Source organism: Streptomyces catenulae (assembly GCF_000718015.1).
GTDB lineage: Bacteria > Actinomycetota > Actinomycetes > Streptomycetales > Streptomycetaceae > Streptomyces > Streptomyces catenulae.
In genome coordinates this window covers 78,256-102,499 of sequence record NZ_JODY01000015.1, presented here as the reverse complement: position 1 = coordinate 102,499, position 24,244 = coordinate 78,256, and the positions used below count along the sequence as shown (strand labels likewise).

At 70.5% G+C, this 24,244-nt stretch carries 20 protein-coding genes and 2 tRNA genes; 15 read left to right on the top strand and 7 right to left on the bottom strand.

Annotated elements, in window-relative coordinates; translation table 11 throughout:
- Nucleotides 1-39: 39 nt before the first annotated feature.
- Nucleotides 40-1,269 carry a GNAT family N-acetyltransferase gene (locus IF23_RS0115410; protein ID WP_030283925.1) on the bottom strand — a complete coding sequence of 410 codons (1,230 nt, stop codon included), beginning with the start codon at nt 1,267-1,269 and terminating at the stop codon, nt 40-42.
- A 126-nt stretch (nt 1,270-1,395) separates the two neighbouring features.
- Between IF23_RS0115410 and IF23_RS0115405 the strand changes: the two genes are divergently transcribed.
- Complete coding sequence (locus IF23_RS0115405; protein WP_030283924.1) at nt 1,396-2,541, top strand: PP2C family protein-serine/threonine phosphatase; 1,146 nt, start codon at nt 1,396-1,398, stop codon at nt 2,539-2,541.
- Here IF23_RS0115405 and IF23_RS0115400 read toward each other — a convergent pair.
- The gene (locus IF23_RS0115400; protein ID WP_030283922.1) at nt 2,522-3,745 is read right to left on the bottom strand and encodes a cation:proton antiporter; all 1,224 of its coding nucleotides are present in this window, start codon (nt 3,743-3,745) and stop codon (nt 2,522-2,524) included. The two genes, IF23_RS0115405 and IF23_RS0115400, sit on opposite strands and share 20 nt — an antisense overlap.
- 328 nt (nt 3,746-4,073) lie before the next feature.
- Nucleotides 4,074-5,279, bottom strand: coding sequence for an acyltransferase family protein (locus IF23_RS0115395; RefSeq protein WP_078653997.1), 1,206 nt, complete (start codon nt 5,277-5,279; stop codon nt 4,074-4,076).
- 690 nt (nt 5,280-5,969) lie between these two features.
- On the opposite strand from IF23_RS0115395, the gene IF23_RS0115390 reads away from it, so the two are divergent.
- Entirely contained in the window at nt 5,970-6,164 is a 195-nt protein-coding gene (locus IF23_RS0115390; RefSeq protein WP_030283919.1) for a hypothetical protein, read from the top strand.
- A 90-nt stretch (nt 6,165-6,254) separates the two neighbouring features.
- Here the strand turns inward: IF23_RS0115390 and IF23_RS0115385 are convergent, their stop codons facing one another.
- Both IF23_RS0115385 and IF23_RS0115380 read right to left on the bottom strand, forming a co-directional pair.
- Nucleotides 6,255-6,626 (bottom strand): arsenate reductase family protein, encoded by a 372-nt coding sequence (locus IF23_RS0115385; RefSeq protein WP_030283917.1) that lies wholly within the window; start codon nt 6,624-6,626, stop codon nt 6,255-6,257.
- Nucleotides 6,627-6,727: 101 nt separating this feature from the next.
- Nucleotides 6,728-6,798, bottom strand: a tRNA-Gly gene (locus IF23_RS0115380).
- A gap of 137 nt (nt 6,799-6,935) precedes the next feature.
- Here IF23_RS0115380 and IF23_RS0115375 point away from each other — a divergent pair.
- From IF23_RS0115375 to clpX, 5 genes are all read left to right on the top strand, one after another.
- Nucleotides 6,936-7,012, top strand: a tRNA-Pro gene (locus IF23_RS0115375).
- 286 nt (nt 7,013-7,298) lie between these two features.
- Nucleotides 7,299-8,681 carry a trigger factor gene (gene tig / locus IF23_RS0115370; RefSeq protein WP_030283916.1) on the top strand — a complete coding sequence of 461 codons (1,383 nt, stop codon included), beginning with the start codon at nt 7,299-7,301 and terminating at the stop codon, nt 8,679-8,681.
- Nucleotides 8,682-8,967: 286 nt separating this feature from the next.
- Nucleotides 8,968-9,570 carry an ATP-dependent Clp protease proteolytic subunit gene (locus IF23_RS0115365; RefSeq protein WP_030283915.1) on the top strand — a complete coding sequence of 201 codons (603 nt, stop codon included), beginning with the start codon at nt 8,968-8,970 and terminating at the stop codon, nt 9,568-9,570.
- 66 nt (nt 9,571-9,636) lie between these two features.
- Nucleotides 9,637-10,314 carry an ATP-dependent Clp protease proteolytic subunit gene (locus IF23_RS0115360; protein WP_030283914.1) on the top strand — a complete coding sequence of 226 codons (678 nt, stop codon included), beginning with the start codon at nt 9,637-9,639 and terminating at the stop codon, nt 10,312-10,314.
- Between the two features lie 159 nt (nt 10,315-10,473).
- On the top strand, nt 10,474-11,757 hold the full coding sequence (gene clpX, locus IF23_RS0115355; RefSeq protein WP_030283913.1) for an ATP-dependent Clp protease ATP-binding subunit ClpX: 1,284 nt from the start codon (nt 10,474-10,476) through the stop codon (nt 11,755-11,757).
- A 73-nt stretch (nt 11,758-11,830) separates the two neighbouring features.
- On the opposite strand, the gene IF23_RS0115350 is transcribed toward clpX, so the two are convergent.
- Nucleotides 11,831-12,775: a hypothetical protein gene (locus tag IF23_RS0115350; RefSeq protein ID WP_030283912.1), complete on the bottom strand. Its 945-nt coding sequence runs from the start codon at nt 12,773-12,775 to the stop codon at nt 11,831-11,833.
- Nucleotides 12,776-12,912: 137 nt separating this feature from the next.
- Here IF23_RS0115350 and IF23_RS0115345 point away from each other — a divergent pair, with 137 nt between their 5' ends.
- A complete protein-coding gene (locus IF23_RS0115345; protein WP_030283911.1) occupies nt 12,913-15,531 on the top strand; it encodes a valine--tRNA ligase in 2,619 nt (872 codons plus the stop codon).
- On the opposite strand, the gene IF23_RS0115340 is transcribed toward IF23_RS0115345, so the two are convergent.
- The gene (locus IF23_RS0115340; RefSeq protein ID WP_037678270.1) at nt 15,497-16,675 is read right to left on the bottom strand and encodes a hypothetical protein; all 1,179 of its coding nucleotides are present in this window, start codon (nt 16,673-16,675) and stop codon (nt 15,497-15,499) included. The genes IF23_RS0115345 and IF23_RS0115340 overlap by 35 nt on opposite strands.
- A 224-nt stretch (nt 16,676-16,899) precedes the next feature.
- Here IF23_RS0115340 and IF23_RS0115335 point away from each other — a divergent pair, with 224 nt between their 5' ends.
- The 7 genes from IF23_RS0115335 to mreD all read left to right on the top strand — a co-directional run bounded on the left by IF23_RS0115335 (nt 16,900) and on the right by mreD (nt 24,211).
- Nucleotides 16,900-18,348: a peptidoglycan D,D-transpeptidase FtsI family protein gene (locus tag IF23_RS0115335; RefSeq protein WP_030283908.1), complete on the top strand. Its 1,449-nt coding sequence runs from the start codon at nt 16,900-16,902 to the stop codon at nt 18,346-18,348.
- A 150-nt stretch (nt 18,349-18,498) separates the two neighbouring features.
- Entirely contained in the window at nt 18,499-20,010 is a 1,512-nt protein-coding gene (folC, locus tag IF23_RS0115330) for a bifunctional tetrahydrofolate synthase/dihydrofolate synthase (protein WP_030283906.1), read from the top strand.
- A gap of 2 nt (nt 20,011-20,012) precedes the next feature.
- Complete coding sequence (locus IF23_RS0115325; RefSeq protein WP_030283904.1) at nt 20,013-20,366, top strand: DUF4233 domain-containing protein; 354 nt, start codon at nt 20,013-20,015, stop codon at nt 20,364-20,366.
- A gap of 184 nt (nt 20,367-20,550) precedes the next feature.
- Nucleotides 20,551-20,964, top strand: a complete 414-nt coding sequence (ndk, locus tag IF23_RS0115320; protein ID WP_030283902.1) for a nucleoside-diphosphate kinase — start codon at nt 20,551-20,553, stop codon at nt 20,962-20,964.
- 297 nt (nt 20,965-21,261) lie between these two features.
- The gene (locus tag IF23_RS0115315) at nt 21,262-22,281 is read left to right on the top strand and encodes a rod shape-determining protein (RefSeq protein ID WP_003985182.1); all 1,020 of its coding nucleotides are present in this window, start codon (nt 21,262-21,264) and stop codon (nt 22,279-22,281) included.
- 283 nt (nt 22,282-22,564) lie between these two features.
- Nucleotides 22,565-23,497, top strand: coding sequence for a rod shape-determining protein MreC (gene mreC / locus IF23_RS0115310; RefSeq protein WP_030283901.1), 933 nt, complete (start codon nt 22,565-22,567; stop codon nt 23,495-23,497).
- A gap of 3 nt (nt 23,498-23,500) precedes the next feature.
- A complete protein-coding gene (gene mreD / locus IF23_RS0115305; protein ID WP_030283899.1) occupies nt 23,501-24,211 on the top strand; it encodes a rod shape-determining protein MreD in 711 nt (236 codons plus the stop codon).
- The last annotated feature ends 33 nt before the right edge of the window (nt 24,212-24,244 follow it).

The following is a 24,244-nucleotide window of genomic DNA, read 5'->3' as shown; positions in this document are numbered from 1 at the left end:
CCCGGGCCCGGCCACCGCCGTGGGGCCGGGCCCGTCCGCTCAGAACTCGTGCGGCAGCCACGGCGCGACATCCACGCCGAACGCCACCGACGCCGCCGCCAGCGCCCCCGGCCGCAGCTCCCGCACCCGCCCGGCCCCGGCCATCGCCGACAGCGTGAAGCCGCCCAGGTACGCCGAGCCCAGCTCCCGCACGGACAGCGCCAGCTCGGCCGGGTCGGTGGTCCGCTCGCAGACCGCGCCGGTGCGGTCGGCGGACAGCCGCCAACGGCCCTCGTTCCACGGGCAGAACGGGTCGGCCACCTGGAGCACCGTGTCCACCGGCACCTGGTACGTCCGCGCCGCCAGCGCCGCGCCCAGCTCCACCGGCCGGACGAACGCCGCCTCCCGCAGCCCGATCAGGCACCGCCGCATGTCCGGGACGAGGTGCAGCAGCGGATCGTCCACCGGCAGGTTCTGCGCCGTCAGCCACGCCGTCAGGTCGATGCCGAACAGATAGCGCCACAGCGCGGCGCCCACCACCGGATCGGGCGCGGCCAGCTCCCGCACCTGCACGGTGCCCTGTGCCCCGGCCTCGGCCCAGTCCATCACCACGGAGTAGCGGGCATATCCGGTCACTTCTCCGCCGGTCTCGGCCACCACGCACTGCAACGGGGTCTCGTCGTCGTCGCGGTCGTCCTCCGGGTCGAGGATCATCAGCCGGTCCCAGCCCGGCGGCCGCACCAGCATCCCGGCGCGCCCCGCGACCGTCCGCGCGTAGACCGCCTCGCACGCCGCCAGTACCTCGTCCGGCTCCTTCAGCCGCAGCCGTACGTCATCACAACCGGGCAGCGCCGAAGGGGCCACCCGGGTGGTGTCGGCCTTGATCCGCATCTCCTGCGTCGCCGCGCCGTACCCGAACCGCCCGTAGATCGCGGACTCGGACGCCGTCAGTATCGCCAGCGGCTCGCCCCGCTCCCGTACGTCGTCCAGCTGCCGCCGCATCATCGCCGTCAGCACCCCGCGGCGGCGGTGCGTCGGCTGCACGCTGACCATCGTCACCCCGGCCGCGGGCACCGACGCCCCGCCCGGCACGGTCACCCCGAAGGAGAAGGCGCCCGCGGTGCCGACGATCTCGCCGTCGTCCCAGGCGGCGAGGGAGCGGCCGGGCTCCATCAGCCCCCGCCACGCGGCCCGTTCCTCGTCGGTCTCCTCCTCGCTGAAGGCCCGCTCCAGCTTTCCGTACCAGACGTCTCCCTCGTCCGGCTGCAACACCCGTACCTCTGTCGTCATACGCCACCTGTACCAGGAGGCTCTCCGGCAGCGCGACCGCATTTCGAACGGGATTCCCGGCAATCACACCGGGCTGTGTCCGGCGAATCGACGTGCCGCCGAACGGGTGGATAAAGTCCCCGTGACATGACTCGCCGCCCGGGATCGGAACCCCTGACGGCCCGGCTGCACAAAGCGCTGCACCGGGCCCGCGTCGGCGTGCGCAAGGCGGGGGTCGACTACTTCCGCGGCGACGGCTCCGACGGACCCGCCCTCGCCGCGCTGCTCCTCTCGGTGGCGTTCATCGCGGGCGGCACCCTGTGGCACACGGAGTGGTTCGGACCGACCGCGTTGGTCCTTCCGGTGATCGCCGGTGGCCTCCTCCTGCGCCCCGCCAACCTCCTCGTCCTCTACGCCGCCTCCGCGACCGCACTGATCGTGGAGGCGGCGCTCTTCGGCCCGTACGACGAGGGACCGGAGCGCATCACGCCCGGCACGGTCCTGATCGTCGCCGCCGTCGGGCTGATCGGTCTGCTGATCGCGCAGTTCCGCAGCCGGGTCGGCGTGCCCTGGCGGCGCGGCAGCACCATGCTCTTCGACCTGCGCGAACGCATCCGGGTCCAGAGCGAGCTGCCCCGGCTGCCGGACGGCTGGCACCACGAGATGGCGCTGCGTCCGGCCGGTGGGCAGTCGTTCTCGGGCGATTTCGTCGTCGCCTCCCGCACCCAGGGCGGCAACATCCTGGAGGTCGTCCTCACCGACGTCTCCGGCAAGGGCATGGACGCGGCCTCCCGCTCCCTGCTGCTCTCCGGCGCCTTCGGCGGTCTCCTCGGCTCGCTGCCGCCGAACAGCTTCCTGCCCGCGGCCAACGGCTATCTGCTGCGCCAGGACTGGGACGAGGGCTTCGCGACCTCCATCCACCTCGTCCTCGACCTGGAGTCCGGCGACTACGAACTGCTCTCCGCCGGGCATCTCCCGGCCCTCCAGCTCTGCGCCGGGAGCGGCCGCTGGGAGGAGAAGTCCGGTGAGGGCCCGCTCCTCGGGGTGTACGACGGGGCGCAGTTCGACCCGGTGAAGGGCCGCCTGCGCCCCGGCGATGTGCTGATGATGTTCACCGACGGCCTGGTCGAGTCCGCGGAGCGGGACATCGCCGAGGGCATGGACCGGCTGACCGGCGAGGCCGACCGCTATGTCGCGGGCGGCTTCGCGGGCGCCGCCTGGCATCTGATCGAGGCGGTCGCCAAGGACGTCAACGACGACCGGGCGCTGCTTCTCATCTGCCGGGACGCGTAGCGCCGACCGGTTCGGGCGCCGCCTCCTGCGCCGGGTCCGCGGCGTCCGGCGCGTCCGCCGTGGCCCGACGGCCGCCCGGCAGCACCCGCGCCAGCAGCTCCGCGCGCCCGGCGGCGAGCGGTCCGAGCACCGCGAGGATCAGTACGTATCCGGCGATGAACGGCGACAGCCGCTCGTCCAGCCCGGCGGCCGCGGCCATCGTCGCCAGGATCAGCGCGAACTCACCGCGGGCCAGCAGCGAGGTGGCGATGCCCGCGGCGGGCCGCGGCCCGAAGCCGTGGATCCGGGCGGCCAGCAGCCCGGCGGCGACGTTCATCGCCACCGTCAGCGCGACGGCGATCAGCACCGGCCCGAGCACCGACGGCAGGTCACCGGGGTTGATGGAGAGGCCGAAGGCGAAGAAGAAGATCGCGCCGAACGCGTCCCGCAGCGGATGGACCAGTTCCCGGATCCGGTCGCCGGAGCTGGTCCCGCCCAGCATCAGACCCACCATGAACGCGCCGATGGCGTCCGCGACCCCGAACCACTCGGAGAACCCGGCGACCAGGACGGCCGCGCCGAGGAAGGAGATGACGAGGAGTTCGTTGTCCCGGGTGGCGATCAGCCGGTCGACGACCCGGGTGCCCCACCGCGCGGCGGCGGCGAGCAGCAGCAGGAACCCGAACGCCTTGCCCGCGTCGAACGCCGCCTCACCGAACGAGTCCGCACCGGAGATCACCGGCTGGAGCGCGGCCAGGTACAGCGCCAGGAAGATGTCCTCGACGACGATGATCCCGAGGATCGGCTTCGCCTCCGGACTGCCCAGCCGTCCCGTGTCGACCAGCACCTTGGTGACGATCGCGGACGAGGAGATCCCCAGCACCCCGGCGAGCACCAGCGCCTCGGACGTCCCCCAGCCGAGCGCGAAGCCGAAGGCGAGACCGGCGCCGACGTTCAGTGCCAGATAGGCGCCACCGGCCAGCGCCATCTTGCGCCCGCCGTTCTTGAGGTCGTCCACATGGAATTCGAGGCCGAGGTAGAAGAGCAGCAGCACCAGGCCGAGGAGGGAGAGCATCTCCAGGTCGTGCGGGTCGGCGACCAGCACCAGGCCGGGGGTGTGCGGGCCGAGGAGGATCCCGGCCAGGATGAAGAGGGGGATGGTGGGCAGGCCGATCCGGCGGCCGATGCGGGCGAGCACGGCGGCGGCCAGAAAGGCCCCGCCCATGGCTATCAGGGTCTGCGCGTGACCGATGGCTCCTCCAAGGTCTGAGGGACGGACAGCTGAACGGGTGGATCACCGGCGCCCCTCCGCAAGGCGAAAGCGGGCAAAGCGCCGGGAATTCACACCCAAGGTCAAGAGAGGGTCAAGAAAAGGTCGATAGTTAGATTACCAAAGGAGATTCCGGGTGCGGCGAAGCGCGGGCCGGAGCCGGAGCGGCGACCGCCCGTACGCCCGGACGCGGCGCGTCAACGGAAGGAGAGGGGAGGGGAGTTGAGAAACTCCGATTTTTTTCGGGAGAAGTCCGCGGAACTTTCGGGAGAAGTCCGCGGAACTACCGTGCCGCCGCGGCGCGGCTGCCCGGCTCCGCCCGGTCCGCGCCCACCGCCGGGGCGCCCGCCTCCGGCTCGTTCCCCCCGGCGGTCGTCCGCCGCGCGTCCTCCGGGTCCTTACGGAACGCCCACGCCATCGTCGGCTCCATCGCGAACCGGAAGACCTTGCGGACCGGCGGCGTGCACAGCGCCGTGACCACCGCACCGGCGATCAGGGTGACCGCGATCTCCCCGAGCGGCGTGTGCAGCCAGGCGTAGTCGTCGAACCAGCCCCAGAAGCGGGAGCCCTTGGCGAGGAAGCCGTGCAGCAGATAGCCGTAGAGCGTGCCCGCGCCCAGCACCGTGAACCACGTCCGCCGGGTCGGGACCCAGGAGTAGAAACACGCCGTCAGCACCAGCGAGCACCCGAAGAGCGCCAGATACATCACGGCACCGGCCCACCAGGTGGTCCCCAGCTCCTGCGCGCTGTCGCGGTGGTAGAACCACGCCGACGTCATCCGGGGCGCCGCCCAGTACGCCACGACCACCGCCGTCGCGAAGACCGGCACCGCCGCGATCCGCACCGCCCGCCGCCGCGCCCACGCGAAGTGCTCCGGCTTCAGATTCAGCCCCAGCACGAAGAACGGCAGGAACTGCAGCACCCGCTGGAGGTCGAGATCGTCCCCGATCTCCGGCGAGACGGAGGCGGCGACGGCGATGGCGAGCGCCAGCGGCACCGGCCAGCGGACCACCTTCCACAGCGGCGTCGTCAGCCGCCAGATGAAGAGCGCGACCAGGAACCACGTCAGGAACCACGGATCGAGCAGGCTGATCGGCATCTTCGGATCGTGGTTCGCCCACCGCGCGAAGAAGGTGTACGCGACCTCGAAGAGGATGTACGGCACGGCGACGCCGGTGATCAGCCGCTGGAGCCGGTCCTTGCGCATGTCGAAGCTGCGGGAGAAGTAGCCGGAGATGATGATGAACGCCGGCATGTGGAAGGCGTAGACCGTCATGTACAGCGCCTCGGCGGCGCGGCTGCCGTCGGTCAGCGGCTCCCAGGAGTGCCCCATCGCCACCAGCACGATGGCGAGGTACTTCGCATTGTCGAAGAACGCGTCCCGCCCCCGCGCGGGCGCCGGTCCGCCCGAGGGCGGCGCCGGGTGCGCATCCGCCCCCTCCCGGACCGCGGGGAGAGCACGTCGCGAGGTCGGCACAGGCGGAAACATCTGAGGCACCCTAGTGGCGATCCGTCGAATGCGTAAAACCACCACCGGGCAATTCACCATTCCCCCAGGTAAGCGCCGTACAGCGGCCCCGCCCCGACGTGATCCCTTTCCGTACCGCGCCCCCGCAATAACCCGCGCACCTCCCTGAACTCCACACCCGACGCACCGTTTTGGGGCATTTCACCCCCATAAAACGGTCGATAAGGTACGAGGGTCCCGCCGGAAGGAATGTCGCCCCCGCGCCGTCGACACGCCGCCGTGGCATACATGAGTGATGTCACATCAGGGAATATGCTCCGGCTTCCGCGCGGTGAATGCGGCGTGCGTCACCCGATGAATAGCCGCGTGGCGAACGTCACTTATCGGCCAGCGGTAGCGAAATATTCCGGCCGAATTGGCGTTCCCGCGGCGCGCGTCGTTTCCCTCCGCACCGCCCGCACCGTACGGTGCCCCGCCCGGCCGCCCCGCGCCCGCTTCCTGGCACCTTGCCGAAACGCCCCCGGCCCGCCGTACGAGCGTGACGTTCCTCCGCTTCGCCCCTCGACCGCACGGAGCGGGCAAAGCCTTGGCCGATGATTCGTCACCCGTATGCGGTGGGAAGTGACTTGGTGGCACGATGGGTGCCTGCGGGGGTGTGCGCAGCTGCACACTTCCCGGCCGGTGAGGCTTCCGACCGAGGGTGTGATCAGTGTGGCTCTGTCGCTGTCAGTGGTGCTGCTGTTGGGGATCGTGCTGATCGTGCTGATCCGCGGCAAAACAATCAAACCGGGCCCGGCGATCGTCGCCATCCTCTTCGGGTTCTTCCTCGCCTCCACCGGCATGGCCCCGTCCATAAACCGGTTCTTCAACTCCCTCGCGGACACGATCAACCACATCACGTTCTGAGCGCCCCGCCGCCGCCCGGTGGCACACCGCGCGGCGCCGCCCGCCGGCCCCGGGGCCGGACCGCACCCGCGGCCCGGCCCCGTATCCGTGTCAGCTCCCGGTGCCCCGCGCCAGCGCCGAGCGCACCGCGTCCTCGCTGCGCCCGACGACCGCCGTGCCGTCGTCCGCGGTGATGATCGGCCGCTGGATCAGCCGCGGATGCGCGGCCAGCGCCTCGATCCACCGCTCCCGCCCGGCGTCCGACCGCTCCCAGGACGCCACCCCCAACTCCTTCGCCTCGGCCTCCTGGGTCCGCGTGATCTCCCACGGCTCCAGACCCAGGCGCTCCAGCACGGCGCGGATCTCGTCCGCCGTCGGCGGCTCCTCCAGATAGCGGCGCACCGTGTACCGCGCCCCCTCCGCGTCGAGCAGGCCGACCGCGGAACGGCACTTGGAACACGCGGGATTGATCCAGATCTCCATGCCGGTCACCCTAGAGCGCCGCGCGCGGGCGCCCGCGCGCGATGGCGAGGCGTACGACAAGAGGCCCCGGACCGACCGGTCCGGGGCCTCTCACCGCGCTGAGCGGGCGACGGGAATCGAACCCGCGTAGCCAGTTTGGAAGACTGGGGCTCTACCATTGAGCTACGCCCGCAGATGCCACTGGTCGTCGCGACCCCGGCACGCAGTGCACTGTAGCGGGTCGGACCCCTCCACCGCACACCGGTTGACCGTGCCCGGATATCCGGCAGCCGCAGCGCCATCGGCCATGTACCCTCTGTGTCGCACCGACGGGGTGTGGCGCAGCTTGGTAGCGCGTCCGCTTTGGGAGCGGAAGGTCGTCGGTTCGAATCCGGCCACCCCGACCAGCAGTATTCACGGCGTACGTCCTGGTGACCGGTTCCCCGGGGCGCGGCCGCAGCCAACCACTTCCGAAAATTCGGAAGTGGGGTCTGGCCACGTCACCCGCGCCGTGGGCGCCCTCCGTGGGGGCCCGCGAGGTCGCATTGTCGGTGCCCTCGTCCTTGCGGTTACTATGCAAGCTGCGTGCCCGTGTGTCTCTGTACCGGGCGCGATCGGCCGGGGCCCGCAGCGCGGGAGCATCCCGGAAGATCCGAGCAGAACCCCAGAAGTCAGCCCCAAGGAGACCGAACCGTGAAGAGCGCCGTGGAGACCCTGAACCCGACCCGGGTTCGGCTCACTGTCGAGGTGCCCTTCGAGGAGCTCAAGGACAGCCTCGACGCGGCGTACAAGAAGATCAACCAGCAGGTCACGGTGAAGGGCTTCCGCAAGGGCAAGATCCCTGCCCGCGTCATCGACCAGCGGTTCGGTCGCGGCGCCGTGCTGGAGGAGGCCGTCAACGACGCGCTCCCGAAGTTCTACACCGAAGCGGTCAACGAGGGTGAGCTGAACGTCCTCGGCCAGCCCGAGGTCGACATCACCGAGCTGAAGGACGGCGAGCTGCTGGCCTTCACCGCCGAGGTCGACATCCGCCCGACCCTGGAGATCCCGGACTACTCCGGCATCGAGGTCGAGGTCGACGCGGTCGCCGTGTCGGACGAGGACATCGAGAAGTCGGTCGAGCAGCTCCGTGAGCGCTTCGCCTCCACCTCCCCGGTCGAGCGCGCCGCGCAGGACGGCGACGTCCTGACGCTGGACCTCGAGGCCAAGGTGGACGGCGAGGTCCTGGAGGACGGCGTCGCCAAGGGCGTCAGCTACACCGTCGGCTCCGGTGAGCTGCTGGACGGCATCGACGAGGCCGTCAAGGGCGTCGAGGCCGGTGGCACCGCCACCTTCACCTCCGAGCTCAAGGGCGGCTCCGCCCAGGGCAAGGAGGCCGAGGTCAAGGTCGACGTCACCGCCGTCGCCGCCCGCGAACTGCCCGAGCTGGACGACGACTTCGCGCAGCTGGCCAGCGAGTTCGACACGCTCGACGAGCTGAAGGCCGACAGCGCCAAGCGCCTCGAGCAGATGAAGAAGTACGACCAGGCCACCCAGGCCCAGGAGAAGGTGCTCGAGGAGCTGCTGAAGCTCGTGGAGGTCCCGATCCCCGAGAAGCTTCTCGAGGACGAGATCAACACCCGCAAGCACAACCTCGTCAACCACCAGCTCGGCCAGATGGGCCTCGACCTCGCGAAGTACCTGGAGATCCAGGGCAAGAGCGAGGAGGAGTTCGACGCCGAGACCAAGGAGCAGGCGGAGAAGGGCATCAAGACCCAGTTCATCCTCGATGAGCTGGTCAACAAGGAGAAGCTGAACGTCAGCCAGGAGGAGCTCACCGAGCACCTCATGCGCCGCGCGCAGTCCTCCGGTATGTCCCCCGACCAGTTCGCCCAGGCGGTCGTCGAGGGCGGCCAGGTGCCGATGCTCGTCGGTGAGGTCGCCCGCGGCAAGGCGCTCGCCGTCGTCGTCGAGGCCGCCACCGTCAAGGACAGCAACGGCGAGGCCGTCGAGCTGGACGACGACGAGGACGAGACCGCCGAGACGGTCGTCGCCGAGGCCGAGGGCACCGAGGCCGCGGAGAAGACCGAGAGCTGAGCTCCGGCACCCTCCCGCACCCCTTGATCACGGGCCCGAACGCGCCGCTGCGTGTGTTCGGGCCCGTGCTCGTCACGGCCTGGTGAGCCTGCGCTCACAGCGAACAGTTCACCAAGCGGGATGGCGTTGTCCGACCTGCGCGTTAGGGTCCGTAGATACGAGGGCAGGGGAGTCTCCGAACGCGCCGGGGCCACACCGTACGGCGCAGACCCCCACGCCCCGGCAGACGACGCTGAGACGGTTCCGTACCGTCCGACAACGAGCAGGTGGACACGTGACGATCCCGATGCCTTCCGCCGCCGCTGAGCCGACCTTCGGTGGCCTCGGCGACCAGGTCTACAACCGGCTGCTCGGCGAGCGGATCATCTTCCTCGGCCAGCCGGTCGACGACGACATCGCCAACAAGATCACCGCGCAGCTGCTTCTCCTGGCCGCGGACCCGGACAAGGACATCTTCCTCTACATCAACTCCCCGGGCGGCTCGATCTCGGCCGGCCTGGCGATCTACGACACCATGCAGTACATCAAGAACGATGTGGTGACGATCGCCATGGGCCTGGCCGCCTCCATGGGGCAGTTCCTCCTGAGCGCCGGTACCCCGGGCAAGCGGTTCGCGCTGCCCAACGCGGAGATCCTCATCCACCAGCCCTCGGCCGGTCTCGCCGGTTCCGCGTCGGACATCAAGATCCACGCCGAGCGGCTGCTGCACACCAAGAAGCGCATGGCCGAGCTGACCGCGTTCCACACCGGTCAGACCGTCGAGCGGATCACCCAGGACTCCGACCGTGACCGCTGGTTCTCGGCCGACGAGGCCAAGGAGTACGGCCTCATCGACGACGTCATGACCTCCGCCGCCGGCGTTCCGGGCGGGGGCGGCACCGGGGCCTGAGCCCGCGGACCACTCGCCCCACAGCCACCCAGCCCCTTGATCGCCACCAGGACGGTGAACCTCCCGATGAACAACTTCCCCGGCAGCGGCCTGTACCAGGGCGCCGAGTCCGAGTTTTCCGGCCCGCGCGCCGAGTCCCGCTACATCGTGCCGCGCTTCGTCGAGCGCACCTCGCAGGGCGTGCGCGAGTACGACCCGTACGCGAAGCTCTTCGAGGAGCGGGTGATCTTCCTCGGCGTGCAGATCGACGACGCGTCGGCCAACGACGTCATGGCGCAGCTGCTGTGCCTGGAGTCGATGGACCCCGACCGTGACATCTCGATCTACATCAACTCCCCGGGCGGCTCCTTCACGGCGCTCACCGCGATCTACGACACGATGCAGTTCGTGAAGCCCGACATCCAGACGGTCTGCATGGGCCAGGCGGCCTCCGCCGCCGCCGTGCTGCTCGCCGCCGGTACCCCCGGCAAGCGGATGGCGCTGCCCAACGCCCGGGTGCTGATCCACCAGCCGTACAGCGAGACCGGTCGCGGTCAGGTCTCCGACCTGGAGATCGCCGCCAACGAGATCCTGCGGATGCGTTCGCAGCTGGAGGATCTGCTGGCCAAGCACTCCTCCACCCCGATCGAGAAGATCCGGGACGACATCGAGCGCGACAAGATCCTGACTGCCGAGGAGACCTTGGCGTACGGTCTGGTCGACCAGATCGTGTCGACGCGCAAGGCGTCGGTCTCGATGGGCTAGCGGTACCGCGCACAGGCGCCGGACGCCCGCCCCCTTGGACCGAGTCGACGGAGTCGGTCCAAGGGGGGCCCGTACGAAGGGCCCGGCAAGGTACCGTCGATAGGCAAGCACCCGGGTCCGTAGGAGCAATGCGGATCCCAGGCGAAGGGGAAGCACCTCGTGGCACGCATCGGTGACGGCGGCGACCTGCTCAAGTGCTCGTTCTGCGGAAAGAGTCAGAAGCAGGTGAAGAAGCTCATCGCGGGACCTGGTGTGTACATCTGCGACGAGTGCATCGACCTCTGCAACGAAATCATCGAGGAGGAGCTCGCCGAGACCTCCGAGGTGCGCTGGGAAGAGCTTCCCAAGCCCCGCGAGATCTACGAGTTCCTGAACGGCTACGTCGTCGGCCAGGAGCCTGCCAAGAAGGCCCTCTCGGTGGCTGTCTACAACCACTACAAGCGGGTGCAGGCGGGCGAGAACGGCGGTGGCCGCGGCGACGAGGGCATCGAGCTGGCCAAGTCCAACATCCTGCTGCTCGGCCCCACCGGCTCCGGCAAGACCCTGCTCGCGCAGACCCTCGCCCGGATGCTGAACGTCCCGTTCGCCTTCGCGGACGCGACCGCCCTCACCGAGGCCGGTTACGTCGGCGAGGACGTCGAGAACATCCTGCTCAAGCTGATCCAGGCCGCGGACTTCGACATCAAGAAGGCCGAGACGGGGATCATCTACATCGACGAGATCGACAAGGTCGCCCGTAAGAGCGAGAACCCGTCGATCACCCGTGACGTCTCCGGCGAGGGTGTCCAGCAGGCGCTGCTGAAGATCCTGGAGGGCACCACCGCCTCGGTGCCGCCGCAGGGCGGGCGGAAGCATCCGCACCAGGAGTTCATCCAGATCGACACGACGAACGTGCTGTTCATCGTGGGCGGCGCGTTCGCCGGTCTGGACAAGATCATCGAGGCGCGGTCCGGCGCCAAGGGCATCGGCTTCGGCGCCACGATCCGCTCCAAGCGCGAGATCGAGTCGAAGGACCAGCTCAAGGACGTCATGCCGGAGGACCTGGTGAAGTTCGGGATGATCCCGGAGTTCATCGGCCGGCTGCCCGTCCTCACCTCGGTCCACAACCTCGACCGCGAGACGCTGCTGCAGATCCTCGTCGAGCCGCGCAACGCCCTCGTCAAGCAGTACAAGCGCCTCTTCGAACTCGACGGCGTGGAGCTGGACTTCGACCGCCCGGCCCTGGAGGCCATCGCCGACCAGGCGATCCTGCGCGGGACCGGCGCCCGCGGTCTGCGCGCCATCATGGAGGAGGTCCTCCAGTCGGTGATGTACGAGGTGCCCTCCCGTAAGGACGTGGCCCGCGTCGTCATCACCGAGGACGTCGTGCACTCCAACGTCAACCCGACCCTGGTGCCGCGCAGCCGCGGCGAGTCGGGCGAACCGCACGAGAAGAGCGCGTAGCGCCCCCTGTCCACACGAGAGCCGCCCGGCAGCGCACGCGCTGCCGGGCGGCTCTCGTCGGTCCCGCGGAGGGTCACTTCTCCTGGCGCACCTCGTTGCGGACCTTCGCGGTCTTGTCCGACAGCTGCTCGGCGGAGAGCGCCTGCGCGCCGGAGGCGCCCGTCGGGTCGGGCTTGGCCTGGGAGTTGACGACGCCGACGGCGCTGCTGTCGGCCCAGATGCAGGTGGACGCCGTCATGGCGGCGGAGGCGCCACCGGCCGAGACCGTCATCTTCTGGGTCCGGCACTTCAGCACGGCGCCGTCGAAGTCGTCGGGGGAGTACGAGGCGGTCGGCACCGTCGTCTCGATCGTCGCCTTCGACTTCTTCTGCTGCTCGTCGATCTTGGCGAAGAGGGCGTCCACCGCCGAGTTCGGGTCCGCGACCTCGCCGTAGATGCCGGTGACGCCGAGGAGCTGACCGCCGGAGTTGGAGTAGGACCCCGTGACGGCCTTGCCGTTGGTGATCCCCATCGTCCGCAGGTCCTTGTCGTCGGAGAAGTCCTTGGCCCCCTCCTGCGCCCCGGGCTGCTCGGGCGCCTTGGTGTACTCGCCGCTCACCAGCTTGTCCTTGAGGACGATGGTGTACGGGGGGACGCTGCCGCCCGAGCCGAAGGCGAAGTACGCGCCGACCGCGATGGCGGCGACGACCGCCACGCCGCCGATGATCAGGCCGATCTTCTTGCCGTTGCCGCCGGAGGCGGGCGGCGGGCCCTGCGGGATCGCGCCGTAGGGCGTCTGCTGGCCGTACGGGGGCTGCGGCTGCTGGCCGTAGGGGCCCGGCTGCTGCGGCTGGCCGTACGGCGCCTGCTGGGGTGCGCCCTGCTGGGGATAGCCGTAGCCCTGCTGCGGGGGCACCGGGGCGCCCTGCTGCGGATAGCCGTAACCGGGCTGCGGGGCCGGGGGCTGCGGCTGACCGTACGGTCCGGGCTGCTGCGGCTGCTGGCCGTACGGTCCGGGCGGCGGCTGGTTGAAGCTCATGGAGCGGTTCCCCTCGTGACTACTGGCGGCAGGCTGTGTCCTGCCCCGACACATCCTGTACGACGCCGCTGACAGTCGGTGCCCCGGGGGCGAAACCGATTCGAAGCTGCGACATCCGCGCCCGTACACTGTCGGTCGTGACCGAGAACACTCAGCAGAGCCACCACAGCGCCCCCGAACTGCCGACTCAGTACACGCCGGCCGACGTAGAGGGGCCGCTGTACGAGCGCTGGGTGGAGCGGGGCTATTTCACCGCCGACGCGAAGAGCGAGAAGCCCCCGTACACGATCGTCATCCCCCCGCCGAACGTCACCGGCTCGCTCCACCTGGGCCACGCCTTCGAGCACACCCTGATCGACGCCCTCACCCGCCGTAAGCGCATGCAGGGCTACGAGACGCTGTGGCAGCCCGGTATGGACCACGCGGGCATCGCCACCCAGAACGTCGTCGAGCGGGAGCTGGCCAAGGAGGGCAAGTCCCGCCACGACCTGGGGCGCGAGGCGTTCGTCGAGCGGGTCTGGCAGTGGAAGGCCGAGTCCGGCGGCCAGATCGCCGGGCAGATGCGCCGTCTGGGCACCGGCGTCGCCTGGGACCGCGACCGCTTCACCATGGACGAGGGCCTCTCCCGCGCCGTCCAGACCGTCTTCAAGAAGATGTACGACGACGGGCTGATCTACCGCGCCGAGCGCATCATCAACTGGTGCCCGCGCTGTCTGACGGCCATCTCGGACATCGAGGTCGACTACCAGGACGACGACGGCGAGCTCGTCTCCATGAAGTACGGCGAGGGCGAGGACACCATCGTCGTCGCCACCACCCGCGCCGAGACGATGCTCGGTGACACCGCGGTCGCCGTCCACCCCGACGACGAGCGCTACGCCCACCTCATCGGCAAGCGGATCGCGCTGCCGCTGACCGGCCGGACGATCCCGGTCGTCGCGGACACCCACGTCGACCCGGAGTTCGGCACCGGCGCCGTCAAGGTGACGCCCGCCCACGACCCCAACGACTTCGCCATCGGCCAGCGCCACGACCTGGAGTCGATCGAGGTCCTGGACGAGCGCGGCGTCATCACCGCACACGGCCCGTTCGAGGGGCTCGACCGCTTCGAGGCCCGTTCCGCGATCGTCGCCGCGCTCCGCGCCGAGGGCCGGATCGTCGCGGAGAAGCGGCCGTACGTCCACTCCGTCGGCCACTGCTCGCGGTGCAAGACCACGCTGGAGCCGCGGCTGTCGCTCCAGTGGTGGGTCAAGGTCGAGACGCTCGCCGAGGCGGCGGGCGACGCGGTCCGCGACGGCCGGGTGAACATCCACCCCGCCGACCTGACGCAGCGCTACTTCGACTGGGTCGACAACCTCAACGACTGGTGCATCTCCCGCCAGCTGTGGTGGGGCCACCGCATCCCGGTCTGGCACGGTCCGAACGGCGAGATGGTCTGCGTCGGTCCCGACGAGCAGCCGCCGAGCGGCGCGGGCTGGGAGCAGGACACCGACGTCCTCGACACCTGGTTCTCCTCCGGTCTGTGGCCGTTCTCCACGATGGGCTGGCCGGAGAAGACCGCGGACCTCGCGAAGTTCTACCCGAACTCCACGCTGGTCACCGGCTACGACCTGATGTTCTTCTGGGTCGCCCGGATGATGATGTTCGGCCTGTACGCGATGGACGAGGTGCCCTTCCGCACCATCGCCTTCCACGGCATGGTCCGGGACGAGCACGGCAAGAAGATGTCGAAGTCGTTCGGCAACACCGTCAATCCGCTGGACTGGATGGACAGGTACGGCTCCGACGCCCTGCGGTTCACGCTGGCCCGCGGCGCCAACCCCGGCACCGACGTGCCGATCGGCGAGGACTGGGTCCAGGCGTCCCGGAACTTCGCCAACAAGATCTGGAACGCCACCCGCTTCGCGCTGATGAACGGCGCGACGATCGAGGGCGAACTGCCCCCGGCCGAGCAGCTCTCCGCCACCGACCGCTGGATCCTCTCCCGGCTGAACACCGTCGTCGCCGAGGCCGACGCCTACTACGACGACTACCAGTTCGCGAAGCTCGCCGACGCCCTCTACCACTTCGCGTGGGACGAGGTCTTCGACTGGTACGTCGAGCTGTCGAAGACGACGTTCATGGCCGGTGGCGAGGGCGCGAAGGTCTCGGCGCGGGTCCTGGGCGAGGTCCTGGACGTCACGCTGCGGCTGCTCCACCCGATCGTGCCGTTCGTCACCGAGACGCTGTGGACGACGCTGACCGGCGGCGAATCGCTGGTCGTCGCCGACTGGCCGGCCGACTCCGGCTTCCGGGACGAGGCCGCCGAGCAGGAGATCGCGCTGGTCCAGCAGGTCGTCACCGAGGTCCGCCGGTTCCGCTCCGACCAGGGTCTCCAGCCCGGTCAGAAGGTGCCCGCGCAGCTGGAGCTGGCCGGTACGCCGCTGGCGGCGCACGAGACGGCCATGCGCGCGCTGCTGCGGCTCCAGCCCGCCGGTGAGGCGTTCAGCGCCACCGCGTCGCTGCCCGTCGCCGGGGCCACCGTCGCGCTGGACCTCTCTGGTGCGATCGACGTCGAGGCGGAGCGCAAGCGGCTGACGAAGGACCTGGCCGCCGCAGAGAAGGAGAAGGCGCAGGCGCTGGGCAAGCTCGGCAACGAGGCGTTCCTCGCCAAGGCGCCGGAGAAGGTCGTGGACAAGATCCGCGGCCGCCTGGAGACCGCCGAGGCGGACCTCGTCCGGATCACCGCTCAGCTGGCGGCGCTCCCGCAGGCATGACCGCACCCGGGGACTGCCCCGGGATGTGCACCGCAGGCCCCTCGCCCTCACCGGCGGGGGGCCTGCGCCGTCCCCGCTCGCGTACCGGCCACAGCAGGACGTACGCGGTGGAGACCGCCACGAAGCCCAGCCGGATCAGACCGCGCGCCGCGTCGTCCGGGACGACGAAGACGCTGCCGTAGAGGGTGAGCAGCGCCAGCCAGCTCCACCACGGCACCAGCCGCCGCTGCCCGATGACGTCCCACAGCAAGGTGCCGAGCAGCACCGACGCCGTGTAGTACGTGTAGACGCTCGGGTCGAGGACGATACGGGCGTTGGCGCCGAGCAGCACCACGGCGGCCCACCGGCCCCGCCACACCGCCAGCGAGCCGAGCGTCAGCCCCAGCAGGGCCTGGGCGGGGCGGTCCCAGCCGGGTGTCTCGGGGTCGCCGACGCCCAGCCAGCGCAGCGCGGACGCCGGATGGTTGGGGATGGTGAAGCGCGCCGCGGCGACCGTGTCGGGGGAGTCCAGGAAGAACGGCAGCCAGGCGACCGCGACCAGCGCCGCGCACCACAGCCCGGCCCGCAGCCACTGCCGCCGGGGCAGCGCCAGCAGCAGCGGCAGGAAGGCGAGCGCGGTCGGCTTGGCGTCCATCGCCAGCGCCAGGCAGACGCCGGTCGCCGCCGGGCTGCCGCGGGTCAGGAACCGGACGGCGAGGGCGGTGAAGAAGAGCGCGAGGACGTCGTCGAGGTGGCCGAAGCGGACCGCGACCTCGATCCACATCGGGATGAACGCGAGACCGGCGACGAGCACCCGCTGCCGCAGCCGCCGGTGGTTGGTGCCGGTGCCCAGGAAGTACTCGGCGGCGCTGCGCCCGGCCAGCACCGTGATCACCAGGCCGAGCAGTGACATCAGCGCCGCGGCCAGGAACTGCCCGGTGGCCTCGGGGAACGGGTTGAAGACCCCGGCGACCAGGAAGCTGACCGGGCCCATCTGGAGCTCGGGGTGGTGCGCGTAGAGGTTGAGGCCGCCGGTGCCGTCGCCGGCGGAGCCCTGGTAGAGGAGTTCGCCGCCCGCCCGCAGATAGTGCCAGGAGAAGCCGCCGTGCGGCTCGACCACGGCGAACCACAGCACCGTCCAGGCGGTGAGCAGCACCAGATGCATCCGCTGACGTGTCGGCGGCACGTTCTTCGCTCCCGTATTCCGTCCACTCGTACCGGAAGGGGCCCGCCAAGACCCCTCCGACCAAGAGGGGGGAATACGCGGAAAAGTTCCCCGGCCGGGCCGAAAGGTCATTTTCATCGCGCTCTCATCAAGACGGGTGACCCTGGGGCGGGGCCCCGGAGTTTCCGGAGGAACCGCCCGAATCGTGAGGAGCCGCGCCGATCATGAACAAACCGTTGCGCCGGGTCTCGGTCTTCTGCCTGACGCTGATCGTCGCGCTGATGGGCTGGGTCACCTGGATCCAGGGAGCCAAGGCCGACGCGTATCAGAGCGATCCGCACAACCCCCGGGTCACCATAGGGAAGTACGCCGCCCCGATGGGCAACATCCTCGTCGACGACCGGCCCGTCACCGGCTCCGCCGAGACCTCCGGATCGCTGCGGTACAAGCGCACGTACACCGACGGCGCCCTCTACGCACCGGTCACCGGCTTCGCCTCGCAGGTCTACGGCTCCACCCAGCTGGAGGCGCTCTACGGCGACCTCCTGGACGGCACCGACAGCCGCCTGCAGTCCCCGGTGGACGCGCTCTCCCGCAAGCGCCCCAAGGGCGGCGACGTCGCCACCACGATCGACGCGTCCGTGCAGAAGGCCGGGTACGCGGCGCTCGGCGGCAAGAAGGGCGCCGCCGTCGCCCTCGACCCGGCGACCGGCAAGATCCTCGGAATGGTGAGCACGCCCTCCTACGACCCGGGGAAGTTCGCCGGATCGGATGACAAGGACGCCAAGGCGTGGCGGACGATGAGCGACGACCCGGACAGCCCCGAGGTGAACCGCGCGCTGCGCCAGTCGCTGCCGCCCGGCTCCACCTTCAAGCTGGTCGTCGCCGCGGCGGCGCTGGAGGACGGGCTGTACTCCTCGGTGGACGAGCCGACCCGCAGCCCCGACCCGTACACGCTGCCGCACACCCGCACGCAGCTGACCAACGAGAGCGCCTCGGCGCCGTGCGAGAACGCCGACATCCGCACCGCGCTCCGCTACTCCTGCAACACCGTCTTCGCGAAGATGGCCGCCGACCTGGGCCAGGACAAGGTCCGGGCGCAGGCGGAGAAGTTCGGCTTCAACGACGGGAAGATCGACACCCCGGTGCGGACCGGCAAGAGCGTCTACCCCAAGGACATGGACGAGGCGCAGACCGCGCTCTCCGGCATCGGGCAGTTCGACGACCAGGCGACGCCGATGCAGATGGCGATGGTCGCCGCCGCCATCGCCAACGGCGGCGAGCTGAAGACCCCGCAGCTGGTCGACCGGCTCACCGACGGCTCCGGCAACACCCTGGAGGAGCCGGGCACGAAGACGTACGGCCGGACGATGTCGGCGCACACCGCCGAGCAGCTGCGCTCCGCGATGCGCACCGTCGTCGAGCAGGGCACCGGCACCAACGCCAAGATCGACGGGCTGACGGTCGGCGGCAAGACCGGCACCGCGCAGCACGGCGTCGACAACAGCGGTACCCCGTACGCGTGGTTCGTCTCGTACGCGCAGGACGACCGGGGGCGGCAGGTGGCGGTCGCGGTGATGGTCGAGGACAGCGGCGCCGCGCGCGACGAGGTCTCCGGCAACGGTCTGGCGGCGCCGGTCGCCCGGGCGATGATGAAGGCGGCGCTGCGGTGACCGCGGCGGGCCGCGCGGCGCGGACGGCGCGGCGCGGCCCGGCGGCCCGCGGGGCGTCCGGTTCCCGGTCGCACGCCCCTGGCCTGGGAAGGTCCGCGGGCCGTGGTGCGGGCGAGACCGTTGTCAGGGGTGACTCGTAGACTGGTCGGCGTGAGCGAGAGCCCCCAGAACGACGACCACGAGCAGACCGACGCCTTCGAGGAGATGGTCGACGCCGAGACCCGGCGCGACCCCGATCTCGCGGTGATCGAGGCCGGCAGCCGCACCCTGCGCGCCCAGGCGGGGCCCCCGCAGGGGGACGTGCCCGCCCGGCCCGAGGACCCCGAGACCGACCGTGCGCTGCGCGCGGTCGAGGAGGAGCTGGCGGGCCGCTGGGGGGAGACCAAGCTCGACCCGTCGGTACAGCGCATCGAGGCGCTGCTGGACATCCTCGGCTCCCCGCACCGCGCCTACCCGGCCATCCACATCACCGGCACCAACGGCAAGACCAGCACCGCCCGGATGATCGAGGCGCTGCTCGGCGCCTTCGACCTGCGCACCGGCCGGTACACCAGCCCGCACGTCCAGTCCGTCACCGAGCGGATCAGCCTGGACGGCGCGCCGATCTCCGCCGAGCGCTTCATCGAGACGTACCGGGACATCGCCCCGTACATCGAGATGGTCGACGCCCAGCAGCAGTTCCGGCTCTCGTTCTTCGAGGTGCTGACGGCGATGGCGTACGCCGCCTTCGCCGACGCCCCGGTGGACATCGCCGTCGTCGAGGTCGGCATGGGCGGCACCTGGGACGCGACCAACGTCATCGACGGCGACGTCGCGGTGATCACCCCCATCGCGCTGGACCACACCGACCGGCTGGGGGACACCCCCGAGAAGATCGCCGTCGAGAAGTCCGGAATCATCAAGAAGGACGCGACGGTCGTTCTGGCGCAGCAGCCGGTCGAGGCGGCGTCCGTGATGCTCAAGCGCGCGGTCGAGGTGGACGCCACCGTCGCCCGTGAGGGCATGGAGTTCGGCGTGCTCTCCCGCGAGGTCGCGGTCGGCGGGCAGATGCTGACGCTGCGCGGTCTGGGCGGCGAGTACCCGGAGATCTTCCTCCCGCTCTACGGCGCCCACCAGGCGCACAACGCCGCGGTGGCGCTCGCCGCGGTCGAGGCGTTCTTCGGCATCGGCTCGGCGCACGCCCGCAGCCTGGACATCGACACCATCCGCCGGGCGTTCGCCTCGGTCGCCTCGCCGGGCCGGATGGAGGTCGTCCGCCGCAGCCCCACCGTCGTGCTGGACGCCGCGCACAACCCGGCGGGTGCCCGCGCGGCGGCCGACGGGGTCACCGAGGCGTTCGGTTTCAGCCGCCTGGTGGGTGTGGTCGGGGCCAGCGCCGACAAGGACGTCCGGGGCTTCCTGGAGGCGTTCGAGCCGGTCTTCGCCGAGGTCGTGGTCACTCGTAATTCCAGCCACCGCGCGATGGACCCGGACGAGTTGGCCGCGGTCGCCGTCGAGGTCTTCGGCAGTGAGCGGGTCCAGGTCGAGCCGCGGCTCGACGACGCCCTGGAGGCGGCGATCACCCTCGCCGAGGAGGAGGGCGAGTACTCCGGAGCCGGGGTGCTGGTCACCGGCTCGGTGATCACGGTCGGCGAGGCCCGGCTGCTGCTGGGGAGGGGCTGACGATGCGTACGCTCTGCGCGAGCACCCTGATCGGGGAGTTCTTCCTCATCGGCTTCGCCGGTCTGGTCGCGATGCAGCTCAACGACCTCCCGGCGGCCACGGTCTGGACGGTCAGCGGCATCGCGATGCTGCTCTGCGTCCTGCTGTGCGGCGCCCTGACCCGCCCCGGCGGGGTGCAGCTGGGCTGGGCGCTCCAGATAGCCCTGATCGCCAGCGGCTTCGTCGTCCCGACGATGTTCTTCCTGGGCCTGGTGTTCGCCGCCCTGTGGTGGGCGTCGGTGCACTACGGCCGGAAGATCGACGAGGCGAAGGCCCGCTGGGCGGCGATGGCCGAGGCGGAGGCGGAGGCGGCGTAGCGCTCCGCCCGCGCGGGCGGCGGGCGGGGAGGGACGGTCCGGCGGCCGGTCGGTGCCTGTGGGTGTCGCCCCGGCGGCGCACCGTGCGGGCGGCGCCCCGCCCGCGGTCCCGCCCGCCGGGCGTGGGCCGCTGCCCTGTAGCCTCGCCTCACCGCAGTCCCGTTCTTCCCAAGGAGCCTTCTTCATGAGCCAGCGCACCCTCGTCCTTCTCAAGCCTGACGCGGTCCGTCGTGGCCTGGTCGGCGAGATCATCGGCCGGATCGAGCGGAAGGCCGGCTGGACGATCGGTGCCCTGGAACTGCGCACCCTCGACCGCGCGATCCTCGAACAGCACTACGCCGAGCACGTCGGTCGGGACTTCTACGAGCCGCTGATGACCTTCATGGCGTCCGGCCCGGTGGTCTCCCTCGTCGTCGAGGGTGAGCGGGTCATCGAGGGCGTCCGCGCGCTCGCCGGTCCCACCGACCCGATTACCGCACCGAGTGGCTCCATTCGTGGGGACTTCGGCACGATCACCCGGGAGAATCTGATCCACGCCTCGGATTCCGAGGAGTCCGCCGAGCGGGAGATCAAGATTTTCTTTCCCGGCCTTTCCTGATACATCATCGCGCGTATACCGCTCGTGACCAGGGGCGACCGGTGAAATCATCGGTCGCCTCCTGGCATATGAAGGACGTTCGGGGGAACGCGACTCCGCGACACGACGTCACCATTGAGGAAGGCGGGTGCGGGTACCGCCGACAATGGCGCAAGTGGCGCCCACCGCCGTGTTCGGGCGGGCGGCGCGACGAACTACGATGAAGCTTCCGCGCCGTGTGGCGCATCACCTCCTGCCGACCTCCAGTAAGCATTCGCTCCAGTTGGGAAGGCCAGACGTATCCTCATGGGGAACAACATGTCGTTCATCGGCCGTGACATGGCTGTCGACCTCGGCACCGCCAACACGCTGGTGTACGTCAGGGGTCGCGGGATCGTGCTGAACGAGCCCTCGGTGGTGGCCATCAACACCAACACCGGTGGCATCCTCGCGGTGGGCGCCGAGGCGAAGAAGATGATCGGGCGCACGCCCGGCAACATCGTCGCCGTACGGCCCCTGAAGGACGGCGTCATCGCCGACTTCGAGATCACCGAGCGGATGCTCCGGTACTTCATCCTCAAGATCCACAAGCGGCGGTATCTGGCCCGTCCGCGGGTCGTGGTCTGCGTCCCCTCGGGCATCACCGGCGTCGAGCGCCGCGCCGTCATCGAGGCGTCGACGCAGGCGGGCGCGCGGCAGGTGCACATCATCGAGGAGCCGATGGCCGCCGCGATCGGCTCCGGTCTGCCGGTCCACGAGGCCACCGGCAACATGGTCGTCGACATCGGCGGCGGCACCACCGAGGTCGCCGTCATCTCGCTCGGCGGCATCGTCACCGCCCAGTCCATCCGGGTCGCCGGTGACGAGCTGGACAACGCGATCATCCAGCACATCAAGAAGGAGTACAGCCTTCTGCTGGGCGAGCGGACCGCCGAGAGCATCAAGATCACCATCGGTTCGGCGTACGACCTGGAGCAGGACGAGCACACCGAGATCCGCGGCCGTGACCTGGTCTCCGGGCTGCCGAAGACCGTCGTCATCTCCGCCGCCGAGGTCCGCAAGGCCATCGAGGAGCCGGTCAACTCCATCGTCGACGCGGTCAAGACGACCCTCGACAAGTGCCCGCCGGAGCTGTCCGGCGACGTCATGGACCGCGGCATCGTCCTCACCGGCGGCGGCGCCCTGCTCCGCGGTCTCGACGAGCGGCTGCGCCGCGAGACCGGGATGCCCATCCACATCGCCGAGGACCCGCTCGACTCCGTCGCGCTCGGCTCCGGCAAGTGCGTCGAGGAGTTCGAGGCGCTCCAGCAGGTCCTCGACTCCCAGCCGCGCAGGTAACCCGACCGGACCGCCCACGGCGCGGACGCCCTGCGGCGTCCGTGCCGGGCGGGCACCATGGCGGAGGGCCGTCCTCTTCTTTTCCCGGCCCGCTGATATACAGGACCACCCCGGGACGGCCCACACCCGGCCCGGGCACCGCCCCAACCCCCCGAAAAATCCGGTGGACTGACCCCGCACCATCAGCCACCGCACACACAGGCAGAACGCTCAGCACTCCCGAACGAGACCGGCGCGGGCCCGCAGCCGGCCGGTCCTACGAGGAAGGACACGGCCGCCGCACGTGAGGGACACACGAGAGAGCCGGCTGCTACTTGTGCTGCTGGTCGCCATCGCGTTCGCGCTGATCACGGTGGACATCCGAGGTGGCGAACAGTCCCCGCTCGACGGTGCCCGCCAAGCCGCCGCCTCCGCCTTCGGCCCCGTCGAGAACGGCGTCGCCGGAGCGGTCAACCCGATCGGCAACGCCATCGGCGCGGTACGCGACTCCGGCGAACGGCACACCAGGATCGCCGCGCTGGAACGCGAGAACGCCGCCCTGAAGGCCAAGCTCGGCTCGTCCGACCGCAACCGCAACCGCGCCGCCGAGCTGGACAAGATGCTCAAGACCGCCGGTGCCGGGCAGTACGGCATCAAGGGCGCCCAGGTCATCGCCATCGGCGCGGCCCAGGGCTTCTCCTGGACGGTCACCATCGACGCGGGCAGCCGGGACGGTATCGCCCGCGACATGACGGTGCTCAACGGCGACGGGCTCGTCGGCCGCGTCACCACCGTCGGCACCTCCACCGCCACCATCCTGCTCGCCAACGACCCGGACTTCACCGTCGGCACCCGGATGGAGAAGACCAACGAGATCGGCTTCGCCTCCGGTCAGGGCGGCCGGGCGATGCGGGTGCAACTCCTCAACGGCAAGGCGTCGGTGAAGAAGGGCGACCGGATGGTCACCTTCGGCTCCAGCAAGGGCAAGCCGTTCGTGCCCGGCGTGCCGGTCGGCCGCGTCGTCAAGGTCGAACCGTCCAACGGCGATCTGACCCGCACCGTCCAGGTCAGCACCTACGTCGCCTTCTCCCAGCTCGACGTCGTCGGGGTGGTCGTCCGGCCGCCGCGCCAGGACCCGCGGGACACCGTGCTGCCGGCCCCGCCGGCCAAGCCCCGGCCGACGCCCACGGTCACCGTCACCGCCGACCCCTCCGACGGCGAATCCCCCAGGAGCTGACCGATGCGCCTCTACCGGATCCTGCTGACCGTCCCGCTCGTCATCGTCGCCCTGGTCCTCCAGGTCAGCGTCCTGGCGCGGCTCCAACTCCCCGGCGCCGTCCCGGACCTGCTGCTGCTCGTCGTCGTCGGCCTCGCGCTGGTCTACGGGCACGTCGGCGGCGCCCTCGTCGGCTTCGCCGCGGGCCTCCTCGCCGACCTCGCGCCCCCGTCCGACCACGCCATCGGCCGCTATGCGCTGGTGCTCTGCATCGTCGGGTACGCGGTGGGCCTGACCCGCCCGGAGAACGGCCGCCACCGCTCGGCGACCGTCCCGCTGCTCGCCGTCGTCGGCGCCGCCGTCGTCTCCACACTGCTCTACGCGGGGGTCGGCGCCCTGGTCGGCGACACCACCGCCCGGCATGTCGGCGTCGGCGGTCTGGTCCTCAGCGCCACCGTCTACGACCTGCTGCTCGCCCCGTTCATCGTGCCCGGCGTGATGGCGCTCGCCCGACGGCTGGAGGGCGAGCCGCTGACCGGCGACGGCTCCGGCAGCCCGAGCGGCACGGTCGCCGGGCGGGAGCCCGCGTACGGCTGGATGACCACCGGCACCGGCCTCAAGGCGTCCCGCGGCGGGATGAAGTCCGCGAAGCCGGGCCGCTCCTCCCGCGGCGGTCTCCTCGGCCGCTCCGCGCGGAACAAGGCCGCCCGCATCAAGGGGGTCAAGCGGCTGTGACCGACCGACTGCCCCGCACCCGGACCGAGCTGC